11 protein-coding genes are annotated in these 12,674 nt (G+C 75.5%); 1 reads left to right on the top strand and 10 read right to left on the bottom strand.

What is annotated here, in order from left to right; genetic code table 11:
• Positions 1-208 precede the first annotated feature (208 nt).
• The 10 genes from ACWEMJ_RS04330 to ACWEMJ_RS04285 all read right to left on the bottom strand — a co-directional run bounded on the left by ACWEMJ_RS04330 (position 209) and on the right by ACWEMJ_RS04285 (position 11,612).
• Positions 209-1,111 (bottom strand): MOSC domain-containing protein, encoded by a 903-nt coding sequence (locus tag ACWEMJ_RS04330; protein WP_452135427.1) that lies wholly within the window; start codon positions 1,109-1,111, stop codon positions 209-211.
• A gap of 151 nt (positions 1,112-1,262) precedes the next feature.
• Entirely contained in the window at positions 1,263-1,937 is a 675-nt protein-coding gene (locus ACWEMJ_RS04325) for a DUF6643 family protein (protein ID WP_452135426.1), read from the bottom strand.
• Between the two features lie 299 nt (positions 1,938-2,236).
• Positions 2,237-2,692: a large conductance mechanosensitive channel protein MscL gene (gene mscL / locus ACWEMJ_RS04320; protein WP_452135425.1), complete on the bottom strand. Its 456-nt coding sequence runs from the start codon at positions 2,690-2,692 to the stop codon at positions 2,237-2,239.
• 87 nt (positions 2,693-2,779) lie between these two features.
• Positions 2,780-3,982, bottom strand: coding sequence for a DegT/DnrJ/EryC1/StrS family aminotransferase (locus tag ACWEMJ_RS04315; protein ID WP_452135424.1), 1,203 nt, complete (start codon positions 3,980-3,982; stop codon positions 2,780-2,782).
• On the bottom strand, positions 3,979-5,508 hold the full coding sequence (locus ACWEMJ_RS04310; protein WP_452135423.1) for a hypothetical protein: 1,530 nt from the start codon (positions 5,506-5,508) through the stop codon (positions 3,979-3,981). Before ACWEMJ_RS04310 ends, ACWEMJ_RS04315 begins: the two co-directional genes overlap by 4 nt.
• Entirely contained in the window at positions 5,508-6,542 is a 1,035-nt protein-coding gene (locus ACWEMJ_RS04305; protein ID WP_452135422.1) for a GNAT family N-acetyltransferase, read from the bottom strand. The genes ACWEMJ_RS04310 and ACWEMJ_RS04305 overlap by 1 nt, the downstream gene beginning before the upstream one ends.
• Positions 6,543-6,564: 22 nt before the next feature.
• Positions 6,565-7,656: a glycosyltransferase gene (locus tag ACWEMJ_RS04300; RefSeq protein ID WP_452135421.1), complete on the bottom strand. Its 1,092-nt coding sequence runs from the start codon at positions 7,654-7,656 to the stop codon at positions 6,565-6,567.
• Complete coding sequence (locus tag ACWEMJ_RS04295) at positions 7,653-9,524, bottom strand: CpsD/CapB family tyrosine-protein kinase (protein ID WP_452135420.1); 1,872 nt, start codon at positions 9,522-9,524, stop codon at positions 7,653-7,655. Before ACWEMJ_RS04295 ends, ACWEMJ_RS04300 begins: the two co-directional genes overlap by 4 nt.
• A 250-nt stretch (positions 9,525-9,774) precedes the next feature.
• Entirely contained in the window at positions 9,775-10,917 is a 1,143-nt protein-coding gene (locus ACWEMJ_RS04290; protein ID WP_452135419.1) for a glycosyltransferase family 4 protein, read from the bottom strand.
• 92 nt (positions 10,918-11,009) lie between these two features.
• Positions 11,010-11,612: a TetR/AcrR family transcriptional regulator gene (locus ACWEMJ_RS04285; RefSeq protein WP_452135418.1), complete on the bottom strand. Its 603-nt coding sequence runs from the start codon at positions 11,610-11,612 to the stop codon at positions 11,010-11,012.
• 102 nt (positions 11,613-11,714) lie between these two features.
• Between ACWEMJ_RS04285 and ACWEMJ_RS04280 the strand changes: the two genes are divergently transcribed.
• Positions 11,715-12,596 (top strand): NAD(P)H-binding protein, encoded by an 882-nt coding sequence (locus ACWEMJ_RS04280; protein ID WP_452135417.1) that lies wholly within the window; start codon positions 11,715-11,717, stop codon positions 12,594-12,596.
• The last annotated feature ends 78 nt before the right edge of the window (positions 12,597-12,674 follow it).

Below are 12,674 nucleotides of genomic sequence, written 5' to 3'. Positions count from 1 at the left end.
CATCCCCGCCTTCGTCGAGTGCGTGCGAGACGCGTGCGTGCGAGACGCTGCGCGATCACCCCCACCGTAGCGCGAGGGGCGGACCGGACCGTCGCCCGGTTCAACGAACGAGCCGGGGGGTGGTTCCGGGTGGCCGGCCGGGGCGTGTGCGGCGACGTCCGCGCCCCGGCCGGGGGCGTGCGCGCGGACGCGTCCGGCGAGCGGGGCGTCAGCGGCGGTCCGGCAGCGGGGGCTCGACCGCCTCCAGCACCTCGACCTCGTCGCCGACCGTCAGCGTCCCCAGCACCTCGGCGTCCGGCACCGCGCGGACCGGGATCAGGTTCTGGCCGAACACCAGCTTCTGCCCGAACCGGTGGTGGCGGCCCAGCGCCCGCAGCGGCTCGGGGCCGCGCCGCTCGCCGGTCTCCTGGTCGGTGGTGGTCACCACGCAGCGGCCGCACGGCTTGACCACCCGGAACTCCAGGCCGCCGACCCGGATCCGCCGCCAGCCGTCCTCCGCCCACGGCTCGGTGCCGGCCACCACCAGGTTCGGCCGGAAGCGCTCCATCGGCAGCGCCGCGCCTTTGCGTTCGTCGTCCGGGTGGTCCTCGGCGATCCGCGCGTTCAGCTCGGCCAGCGAGGCGCTGGTGGTGAGCAGCAGCGGGTAGCCGTCCGCCATCGACACCGTCTCGTCGGGGTCCGCGTACTTCGGGTTGATCGGCCGGCTGGCCCCGGGGCGGTCCAGGTGCGCCAGGCGCACCGCGCCGAGCTTCGCGGGCAGGTGCTCGGCCAGCCAGGCGCTGGTCTCCGGCCCCGCGACGGCGGCCGGGAAGGCGGTGCCGAAGACCGAGACGGTCGCCTCGGGCGCGCCGCCGGCCGTGGTCGGCACCGGCAGGGTGTGGGCGGCGCCGTCCGGGGCGGTCAGCGTGAGGGTGGCGCCGTCGGCGGACGGGAGCGGGCGGAACTGGCCGATCGACGGCTCGTCCCGCTGGGTGAGGGCGACGCCTTCCGCGTCCACCAGCATCCAGCGACGGTCACCGGCCAGGCCCCAGGGCTGCACGTCCGCGGCGGACGGGCTGAGGCGGTACATGGACTTGACGGGGTACAGGTGGAGGGAGAGAAGGTGCGGCATGGCCGCCATCCTGCCAGAGGCCGAACGGCGCGGTCGGCGCGGTCCGGGCGGCCCAACGCACGATTCCCCGCGCCCTGGTGGGGGCGCGGGGAACCGGTGGAACTCATAGAGACCTTGCCCCTGTGGGGAGGGGTGTTGCAGTCGTTCCGGGTCAGCCTGCCTGGGGGTACTGGCGGTACTGGGGGTACTGCTGCGGCGGGTTGGGCTGGGCGGGCCGCAGCGTGTTGCCGCCGAAGGACTGGTCGGCGAAGCCCTGCTGCTGCGCGGCCGGCTGGGCCCCGAACTGCTGCCCGCCGCCGAACTGCTGCGAGCCGAACTGCTGGCCGCCGCCGAACTGCTGGGGCGCGGGGGCCAGGTTCGGGGCGGGGGCCAGGTTCGGCGCGAAGCCCTGCGGCGCGGAGGCGAAGGAGTTCGCGGCGGCCGCCGGGTACGCCTGCGCGGGCTGCGGGTAGGACGGCGCGGCCGGGCGCTGTCCGGGCATGAACGGCTGCGGCTGCGGCGGCACCGGCGCGGCCGCGTAGCCCGGCTGCGCCGGGATGTGCGGCGCGGGCACGGGGCTGCTGCTCGGGCCGGGGCCGAGGGCGAGGCGGGCCGGGGGCAGGGCGGGCAGGTTCGACGCGGGCGGCGCGTCGAAGCCGGTGCCGAACCCGTCGAGCGAGCTGCCGAAGGCCGCCGACCAGGTGGGGGCCGCGTTGGCGGGCGGCACGTTGATGGGTGCGATCTGCGGGATGCCGCGTTCTGCGACGAGGCTGTCGTAGATGGGCGTGCCGGAGCCGAAGGACGGAGAGGGGTAGCCGACTCCGTCGTAGGAGCGGGGCGAGGTCATGGGGCATACCGTAAGCCCACAACATGCCTGCTGAGGAGAGCGGGACGGCCCGGAGTTCAACTGTTTACAGACTCTTCGCGGGCTCAAATCGGACAATCATGGCGGTAGTTGGGCGAATGGGTGGAGTCATTTCGGCCATCCGCGACGTATGGTCCGTGCGCGATCCGCCGCCCGGAAGGGGACAAAAGGGTCAGCTGCGCCCGGCGAAAGCGTCCGTGAAGGTTCTGTTAAGCCCGCCCGGCTGCCCGCATGCCCGCAGGCCCGGGCGGCAGGTGTGCCGTCCGGGCCGGAGCGGTGGGTCAGCGGGCCGCGGTGGTGGCGGCCTTGGCCTGGGCGGGGAAGCCCGGGCGGCCGGCCAGTTCGCTGGTGCAGTGCGCGCAGCGGGTGGCGGCGGCCGGCACCGTGCTGAGGCACTCGGGGCAGTCGGTCTTGGCGACCGGCGCGTCCTTGACCGGGTTGAACCGGTTCTGCAGCTTGGAGACCGGCAGCACGACGGCGAAGTAGATGACGGCGGCGACCAGCACGAAGCTGATCAGCGCCTGGAGGAAGGCGCCGTACGGGAAGGTGACGTCGGCGACGGTGAACGCCTCCTTGCTGAAGTCGCCGACCGCGCCGGAGGCGACGCCGACCAGCGGGGTCAGGAAGGCGGCGACGAAACCGGTGACGACGGCGGTGAACGCGGCGCCGATGACGATGCCGACCGCGAGGTCGACCACGTTGCCGCGCAGCAGGAAGGTGCGGAATCCCTTGAACATGCCGGTCATCCTGTCGTCCCAACCTCCCTGTGGTCCAACCGAGTTCACCCGTTCCGGCGAGCCGCCGAACCGCCGTCCGAGGCTCGCTCAGCCGTTGCCCAGCGCCTCGCGCACCCGCGGCGCGAAGGACCGGACACGCACCACCGCGTCCGCGACCCGGCGGACGGTGACGGCGTTCATGTGCGACCACAGCGGGACGGTCAGCACCGAGTCGGCGAGCCGGTCGGTGCGCGGCAGCTCCTCGGCCTGCCCGAGGTGCGCGTAGGCGCGCTGCCGGTGGACGGGCGGGTGGAAGTAACGGCGGGTGTCGATGCCCTCGGCCCGCAGCGCGGCGGCCAGTTGGCGGCTGCTCAGGCCGAAGGCGTCGGCGTCGAGGATCAGCGTGAGGTCCTTGAAGGTGGAGGTGTCGCCGTCCTCCGGCAGGGCCAGGCGCAGGCCGGGCAGGCCGGCGGTGGCGCGGGCGAACTCGGCGACCAGGGCGCCGCGGTGGGCGACCCGCTCGGGCAGGCCGGCCAGCCAGTTCAGGCCGACGGCGGCGTGCAGCTCGCTCATCCGGGCGTTCAGGCCGGGGAACAGCGTGTCGTAGTCGCCGGGGTTGCCGTAGTCGCGGGCGGTGCGCAGGGTCGCGGCGAGCGCCGCGTCGCGGGTGGCGACCAGGCCGCCCTCGCCGGCCACCGCGACCTTGGTGGGGCTCATCGAGAACACCTCGGCCAGGCCGAAGTTGCCGATCGGAACGCCGCGCCGGGCCGAGCCGAGGCCGTGCGCGGCGTCGTACACCAGCGGCAGCCCCGTCGCGTCGGCGAGCCGCTGCAGCTCCTCGACCTGGCAGGGCGTGCCGTACACGTGGGTGGCCATCAGCGCGGCGGGGGAGTCGGCGGCCTTCAGGCGGGCCTCGGCGTCCGCCGGGTCGAGGGTGATGTCCTGCTCGCGGGCCTCGGCGAACAGCGGGACGCCGCCGGCCCAGTGCGCGGCGTGCGCGGTGGCGGAGAAGGTGAAGCCGGGCATCAGCACCGGGCGGCGGCCGTCCACCCCGGCGGCCTGCAGCACCAGCATCAGGCCGGCCGTGCAGTTCGACACCGCCACCACGTGCGGCACGCCCAGCAACTCGGCCGCCCGCTCCTCCAGTTCGCGGACGGTGGGCCCGTTGGTGAGCATCCCCGAGTCGAGCACCTCGGCGAGCCGGCCGAGCAGCCGTTCGCGGTCGGGCACCCGGACCCGGGTGAGCGGCAGGCCGTCGGGGAAGGCGGGCGCGCCGTCGAGGACGGCGGGCAGCTGCTGGTCGGTCGTCATGTGGTCGATCCCCCCTGGGTTCGTGACACGGTGTCCGGCGCGCCGACGGCGACCGGAGGTTCGGGCCCTGGGCCGCCGCCCCACTGGCCGGGCTGCACCCGCCACACCGGCGGGCGCCGGCGGCGGGCCACCCGGCCGGCGGAGGCCGGCCGGGGGATCGCCAGGAGCACCAGGACCAGCGGCAGCACCTGCACCCGTTCGCGGGACAGGATGCCCATGTTGTTGATGGTGGAGAACGCCCAGCAGAACAGCAGGGTGTACACCACCGTGAACGCGACGTAGGAGCGCTGGACGAACAGCTTGGGAATCCGGGCCAGTTGCGGCCAGGCCCGGACGAACATCACCAGCAGCGCGAAGCACTCCACCGACTGGATCAGGTTCTGGACGTTGGACGCCTCGAACGGGAACGGCCGGAACAGCACGCTGATCACCGACACCGGCAGCCGCGCCGGGTTCAGGCTGAACGCGGGCGCCGGATCCTCCGCCGTCGCCTGGTTGATCACCGAGGAGCCCTGGGAGGTGCGCCGCGAGGTCTCCGACAGCACCTGGTTGACGGCGTCCCCGCCGGTGCCGCTGGTGCCGAAGAACGTCGACACCTGCTGGAGCATCAGCATCACGCCGACGCCCAGCACCGCCACCGTCAGCACCGTGCGCAGCGGCCCCAGCGCCGACACCTGCCGCGGCCGCTTGCGCAGCACGTACGCCACCGTCAGCCCCGCGCCCGCCAGCACCGTCACGTGCGGGCGGACCATCGCGGTGCCCAGCGAGCCCAGCGCGATGCACGCGAACGCGCCGAAGCGGCGGTCCAGCAGCCGCGCCACGCCGTACGTGGTCAGGCCCAGGCAGAACATCATCCAGGCGTCCTTGCCGATGCTGGACGGCCAGAACAGCAGCGAGGGCAGGAAGAACACCAGCTTCGCGTAGCGCCGCGCGTCGGCCTCCGGGAAGGCGATCTGCAGCGCCCGCCAGAAGAACAGCAGCCCCCAGAAGCCCAGCCAGGAGAACACCAGGAACCCGCCGACCAGGGTCGGCCCGGTGACCGCGTAGACCACGCCGGTGACGATGATGACGAAGCCGGTGCCCGCGACCTTCATGCCCAGGTCGTAGTGCAGGCCGCCGAGCAGGTCCGTGGTGGTCAGGTACCGGGCGAGCTCCGAGCCCTTCTGGTCGTACATCTTGGCGTCCGCCGCGCCGCCGTACAGCACGAACGCCATCAGGTAGCGCGGGAACGCGCAGAACAGCTTGGCGGCCATCGCCACGATCAGCAGCTTGAACACGCCCCGCTCCGGGTTGCCCGCCGCCACCCGGGCCAGGATCGGCGTGCCGATCGCCATCAGCGCCGGCGCGACCAGCAGCGCACCCCAGGTGTCGTACGAGGTGTGCACCATCGCCAGCACGAACACCGTCACGTAGCCCATCACCAGCGCCCAGGCCAGCGCCGTCAGCCGGCCGCGCCGGACCGCCTCGCGCAGCCGCGGGGCGAGCGGGCGGGCCGTCGGGCGGGCGGCCCGACGGGTCGCGGCCATCAGAAGACCTCCAGGTCGCCGAGGCTGAACCGCCAGTCGGCGAGGGAGCGTTCGGCGGGCAGCGGGCCGGACGGGGTCCGGGCGGCCAGCACCATGCCGGTGCGCGGCGCGCGCACGCAGCCCGCCCGCAGGCCCGCCGCCGCGGCCTCGGTGCCCGGCGACAGGTGGGTGGCGGCGTGGTCGCAGCCGGCCGCGGCGGCCGCGCGCAGCAGCCCCGCCGCCGCCGCCCGGTCGCCCGGGCGGACGATCAGCTCGGCGAGCGTGAACTCGGCCAGCGGGCCGCGCCGCCGCGGCCGGCCGAACGCCAACCCGACCAGCTCGCCGCCGCGTTCCACCGTCACCACCCGGTAGTCCAGGCCCGGCGCGGCCCCGTACCGCCAGGCCAGGTACCCGGCGGTGCGCACCGTGTGCAGCCGCGTCTCGGCCGCGTCCGCCAGCGCCCGCTCCGCCAGCAGCTCCGGCAGCCGCGGGTCCGGGAAGGCGAACCAGTCGGCGGCGGTGGGCAGTTCGCAGCGCGGCGGCCCCGACGGGCCCGGGCGGCGGGCCAGCGCCGCCCGCGCGCCCCGGGCGAACGCCATGGGCCGGGCCACCCGCAGCGCCACCGGCACCCGGCCGAGCTCCCGCCAGCCCATTTTCCGATACCCCGGCAGGCTGTTGCCGTTCGGCGTGTTGAACACCAACTCGGCCTCGTCCTCGACCTGGTGGAGCAGGTCGAGGGTGAGCCGCCGGAAGATCCCGCGCCCCTGGAAGTCCGGGTGCGTCGCGGTGTCCACCGGCCGCACCGCCCGGACCGTCCGGCCGCCCGCGCCGCGCCACGACCAGCGCAGGAACAGCCGCACCCCCACCGGCCGGCCGTCCGGCGCCACCGCCAGCAGGCCCGGGCTCGCGCCGAACGGGTTCGCCCGGTGCTTCCAGTCGAAGAACTCGGCGCTGCGCCGCCCCGTCGGGCCGCCCGCCAGCGAAGCCGTCAGCAGCTCCAGGACCGCCGGCACGTCCGCCGGCTCCAGAGCGCGGTACGTCGGTTCACCGCTCACGTCGTGCTCGTCCCCTCCGGACTCAGCGTGCCAGCACGCGTGCGTACACCCGCTCGACCGCGCGCTGCGCGCCCGCCACGTCGAAGGACTTCGACCGCTCCCGGGCGGCCACGCCCATCCGCTCCCGCAGCCCCCGGTCCGCCGCCAACCCGCCCAGTGCGGTGGCCAGTTCGGACGGGTCGCCGGGCGGCACCAGGCGGCCCTCGACGCCGTCGTCCAGCACCTCCGGCATGCCGCCCACCCTGGTCACCACCGAGGGCAGGCCGCTGGTCATCGCCTCCATCAGCGCCACCGGCAGGCCCTCCTGGCGGGAGCTCAGGCAGAACACGTCGAGGCCCGGCAGCAGCGCCGGCACGTCCGCCCGCGAGCCCGCGAACAGCACGCCGTCGCCCGCCGTCCGGCGCAGCTCGGCCTCCAGCGGGCCCGAGCCGACCAGCACCAGCCGGGCGTCCGGGTGGGTGCGGCGCAGCAGCGCGAACGCGGCGAGCAGGGCGGCCTGGTCCTTCTTCGGCGTCAGGTTGCCGACCGTGCCGATCACCAACGCGTCCTGCGGCAGGCCGAGTTCGGACCGGGCGGCGCGGCGGGCGGCCGGGCCGGACGGGGCGTCGCCCAGGTCCGGGCCGTGGTGCACCACCGTCAGCCAACCCGTGGGGCGGCGGCCCCCGATGCCCGCCGCCACCGCGTGCGAGACCGCGATCACCGCGTCGTTGCGGCGGTAGGTGAGCGCGTTGGCCCAGCGGGTCGGCAGCCGGTAGCGCTCCCACAGGTTGTGCTCGGTGTGCACCAGCGCGGTGCGCCGGGGGGCCGTCAGCAGGCGGGCCGCGACGGCCGGCACCGGCATGTGGGTGTGCACCAGGTCGTAGCGGCGCTCGGCGAGCAGCGCCCGCAGCCGCAGCGGCCAGCGGCGGCCCGGCGCGCCGCCCAGGCAGTGGACCGGCAGGCCGGCCGCCTCCAGCGCCGGCACCAGCGCGTCCTTGTGCGGCAGGACGTACGCCACCTCCACCGCGAAACGCGAACGGTCCACGTGGCGGGCGCAGTTGAGCAGCAGCTGCTCCGCTCCGCCGCGGCCCAGGCCCTTGGCCAGCCAGAGCACCCGGGCCCGCGCGCCCGTCACCGCTCCTCGCCCAGGCGCAGCTGCAGGGTGGTCTCGGTCGGCTCCTCGGGCGGCAGTTCGGCCGGGCGGCGGCCCCAGCTGGTCGCGCCGTCCCGGCGGTCGGGGCCCTCGCCGTAGGCCGGCGCGGAGGGGCGCGGATCGGCCGGCCGCTGGTGCTCGCCCGGGCGGCGCTGCGGCTCCACCCGGGGCTGCGGCTCGGCACCGCGCCGGGGCTCGACGCGGCGGGGCGCGGCGGGCTTCGCGGCGATCGCGGCCGGCTTCGCGGCCGGCGCGGCGGGCGCGGACTTCGCGGCGGCCCGGCCCGGGCGCGGCACGCGCTTGCGGCGCCCGGTGGTGCCCTCCGCGCCCAGCAGCGCCACGCCCGCCACCGGCACGCCGGTGCGGGCCAGCAGCTCGGAGACCCGGTCGGCCTCCTCCGGGCGGACGTTGCCGGCCATCACCGTCACCAGCACGGCGTCCGCGTGCTGCACCAGGTCGTAGGCGTCGTTGGCGTGCAGCAGCGGCGAGGAGTCGATCAGCACCACGTCCGCGTGCCGGCGGGCCAGCGTCAGCACCTCCCCGGCGCGCAGCACCAGCGCCGCCGGGTACGCGGTGGTGTTGCCGCCGGTGATCAGCGCGACGCCCGCCACGTTGGTGCGGCGGATCAGGTCCACCGGGTCGGGCAGCTGCTCGCCGGAGAGCAGCTCCGCCATGCCCGGGCCGTCGCCGACGCCGAACTGGTCGCGCAGGCCCGGCTGGCGGAAGTCGCAGTCCAGCAGCAGCACTTGGCGTCCGGTCTCGGCGAGGGTGGCCGCCAGGTTCGCCACCGTGGTGGTCCGTCCGTCGCCGGAGCGCCCCGACATCACCAGCACCACCGGCGCGGGCTGGGCGGCCCGCCGGGCCCGCCGGTCGTCCGGGTCCAGGCCGCCCTGCCCGAGCTGCGCCGACAGCGCGCGCGGCCCGGTCAGCAGCAGGGTGGAGCGCAGCGAACGGTACGCCTCGGTCGCCGGGTCCTCCGGCCGGGCCGTCACCAGCGGCTCGCGCAGCCGCCGCAACCGCCGTGACAGGCGCGGGATCTCGCCGATCACCGGCAGGTTGAACGCCTCCTCGACGCCGTCGCGGGTGCGCAGCCGGGTGTCCATCCGGGACAGCATCAGCGCGGCCACCACGCCCAGCGCCAGGCCCAGCACCACCGCGAGCGCGAGGCGGACGCTGCGGGTGGGGGAGGTCAGCAGGTTGCCGCCGAGCTCCTTCGCGTCGATCGACCCCCACTGCTGGATGGCGTCGGTCTGGCTGTAGTTCTGCAGGTCGGCGATGGCGCCGAGGGTCTTGGTGAGCGCCGCCGTGGCCGTGGACAGCTGCGGCTGGAGCTTGGCCTGATCGGTGGCGTTGGCCCGGCTGAACTGCTTCTGCAGATCGTCGAGTTGCTGCTGCTGGGCGTCCGCCTGGGAGCGCAGCCGCTTGATCGACTCGTCGGCGCTCTTCTTCGACTCCTGGCTGTAGCCGGTGATGGTGGCCTCGGACAGCGCCGCCGCCAGGTCCGCGCAGGACTGCTGGGTCGGGCCGGTGGTGGTGAACACCAGCATCTGGGTGGACGCGGCGGCCACCGTGCGGCGCGCGGACAGCCCCGCGACGTCCGTGATGCGCAGCTTCTGCGCCGCCGCCGTGGTCACCGCCGAGCCCTGCGCGTACGACAGCACCTGGTCGGCCCGGACGGTGTCCGCCGCGCCCGCGACCGGAGTGATCGCCACCTTGCACTGCCACTTGCCGTTGTCCACCGCGTCACCGGCCGGTGTCAGCACGAACCCCACGATCAGCGCGGCGACGGTGCAGCCGGCCAGCAGCCGCCAGTACCGCCGCAGCACGGTGAACAGATTTGCCGGTTCCACCGGTTGGTTCCCCTCGCCTCGTCCCCGACGCCCGCGCCCACACGCCTCTCGGCGGGCCGCGGCCTCGACAGTTGGACGGTCCCCCCAGACCATGCCCCTGACGATCGATGCTTCCCGCGCCGGACCTGCGGCGCAAGCACTTTGGCGATTCCGGTACCAAGCTGTGGACGTATTCTGGACGCCCGTACACAACGTGACGAGCCGTCACTGAACCTTCACAACGCTCCGGACGCGAAGGGCCCTTGCGGCCTCAGGCCAGCGCGCGCTCGTAGAACTCGACCATCCGCGCGGACACCTGCTGAAGGGTGAACCTGGTCAGAAAACGTGCCCGGGCCGCCTTCGCCCGCACCAGCGCCTCGCCGGGGCCGTCCAGCGCCCGCAGCAGCGCCGCCGCCAGCTCGCCCGGCCGCTCCGGGGGCACCAGCAGCGCGTAGTCCTCCGAGCCGACGGTCTCGCGCAGCGCCGGGACGTCCGCGCACACCAGCGGCACGCCGACGCCCATCGCCTCCATCGCCGCGCTGCCCAGCCCCTCCCAGCGCGAGGGCACCGCGCACACGTCCGCCGCCGCCATCAGGTCGAACACGTCGTCCCTCGGCCCGAGGAAGCGCACCCCCTCGGTGCGGGCGGCCAGCTGCTCCAGCCGGGACGTCTCGGCGCCCCGGCTGCCCGCCAGCAGCAGCACCGCGGCCGTGCTCGCCGCGCGCACCCCGGGCCAGGCCGCCAGCAGCACGTCCAGGCCCTTCTGGTACTGCTGCCGGGCCGCCGCCAGCACCACCGGCACGTCCTCGGCGAGCCCGAGCTCAGCCCGCACCGCCGCCCGCCGCTGCGGGGTCGCCGAGCCCAGCAGCAGCGGGTCGCGGCCGCGCGGCACCACGTCGATCCGGCGGCGCGGCACCAGCAGGCGGGCCGCCATCGCGTCCGCGACGTGCTCGGTCAGCGCGTGGAAGCGGCGCACGCCCTGCGCGGTCAGCGCGTCCACGCCCTGCGCTGCCCGCACCTTCCACGGGCTCAGGCCGCGCGCCCGCAGGTGCTCCGGCCCGTACGCGGAGTTGACCAGGCTCGACACCACCGGCACCCGCGCCGCGAGCGCCGCCGAGCGGCCCAGCACGTCCGACTCGTACAGCGTGGTGTGCACCAGATCCGGCCGGCGGCGGCGGAACTCCGCGCGCAGCGCCGCCAGCCGTGCCGGACGCGAACCCCGCAGCACCGGCACCGGCTCGGCGCCCGCCGCCCGCAGCTCGGCCTGGAAGCCGCCCGGCGACTCCTTCAGGAACGCCACCTGCAGCTCCACACCCGCCCGCACCAGCAGCGGCGCCATCGCCACCAGGCCCTGCTCCGCCCCGCCGACCCGGCTCACACTGTCGATCACGTACACCACGCGCACCGCAGCCACCCCCTGCCCAGTCCACCCCCTGACCGGCGCTCAGCATCCCAGCCGGACCGCCCCCGCGTCCGCGAAACCGGAGGAAACCCCGCCGGTGGCGGCTACCCGGCGGCCCGCCCGGGCACGGCGGTCAGCATGCCGGCCAGGGCGAGGTCGAGCAGCCGCTCGGCCTGCTCCGGGGTGTCGTGCTCGCGGCTCCAGGCGGCGGCGTTCATCAGCGTGAACAGGTCGGCGCCGGTGGTGTCCCCGCGCAGCGCCCCGGCCGCCCGGGCGCGGTCCGTGAACCGGTCGCCCAGCGCGGTCAGTTCGGCGCAGGACTCGTTCAACTCGGCCGCGCCGCCCGACAGTTGCTCGGCCAGCCCCTGGTAGGCGGCGGCGTGCCGGACCACCGCGCGGACCCACTCGGCCAGCGCCCGGGCCGGGTCGGGGTCGGCGGCCAGCTCCGCGCCGCGGGCGAACAGCGCGGCGTTGCGCTCCTCCAGCAGCGCGGCGATCAGCGCGGCGCGGGTCGGGAAGTGCCCGTACAGGGTGCCGATCGCGACGCCCGCCCGCCGGGCGATCCCCTCCAGCGAGGCGCCGGTGCCCTCCTCGCGGAACGCGGCGTCGGCCTCGGTGAGCAGCCGCTCCCGGTTGCGCAGCGCGTCGGCGCGCGGGCGGCGGCGGGCGGGCCCGGTGGGTCCGGTGGGTTCGGTGGGCTCCGGCACGGCAACTCCCGCTTGTGTTCCGAGTTAAGTCGAGGCATCCTCGACTTAGACGAATTCGAGGATGCCTCAGTTTATCGGGGCGTCCGGGGGAAGGGACATGCCATGATCCTGGTGACGGGCGCCACCGGCTCCATCGGACGCCACCTGGTCCGCCAACTCGCCGACCGCAAGGCCGAGTTCAAGGCCCTGGTGCGCGACGAGGCGAAGGGCCGCGAGCTGGGCTGCGCCTACCTGGTCGGCGACTTCGACGACCCCGCCTCGCTCACCGCCGCGTTCGAGGGCGTCGACCGGCTCTTCCTCAACGGCCCCGGCGCGCAGGCCGTGGACGGCGAACAGCCGATGGTCCGCCAGATCGGCGCCGTCATCGACGCGGCCGCCGCGGCCGGCGTCGAACGGGTCGTCAAGATCTCCGTCTGGCACGCGGCGCCCGGCGGCCTGCTCTCCGAGGGCGCGCACGGGGAACTCGACCGCCGCCTCGCCGCCACCGGCCTGGCCTGGACGGTGCTCCAGCCCTCCGGCTTCCTGCAGAACCTGCTCGGGCCCGCCGCCTTCACCCCCGACGGCCGGCTGATCAGCCGCTACGGCGACGGCCCGATCTCCCACATCGACTGCCACGACATCGCCGCCTGCGCCGCCGCCCTCCTCACCGGACCCGCCCGCCCCGGCGAGACCTTCGTCCTCACCGGCCCCGAAGCCCTCACCGACGCCCAGCTCGCCGACCGCGTCGCCACCGCCCTCGGCCGCCCCGTCGACCTCGTCACCCTCACCCCCGACGCCCTCGCCGCCGCCCTCGCCGGCCGGGGCGCACCCCTCGCCTTCGCCGCCGACCTCGCCGACCTCCTCCGCGCCGCCGCCGCCGGCTCCCTCGCCGAAGTCACCACCGCCGTCCCCGACCTGCTCGGCCGCCCGGCCCGCACCGTCGACGCATTCCTGGCCGACAACCTCCCGGCCCTGCGCGCCCTCGCCCAGGGGCGGCAGGTCTGACGCGTTCCCCCACCCCGCGCACTGCGCCACCGCGCTGACGTGCATACTTGCCGGACGATCATTCGTATGTAGAGGTGA

This window comes from Kitasatospora sp. NPDC004531 (assembly GCF_053602195.1).
The sequence above is the reverse complement of the archived record's forward strand: the minus strand, read 5'-3'. Positions and strand labels throughout refer to the sequence as shown.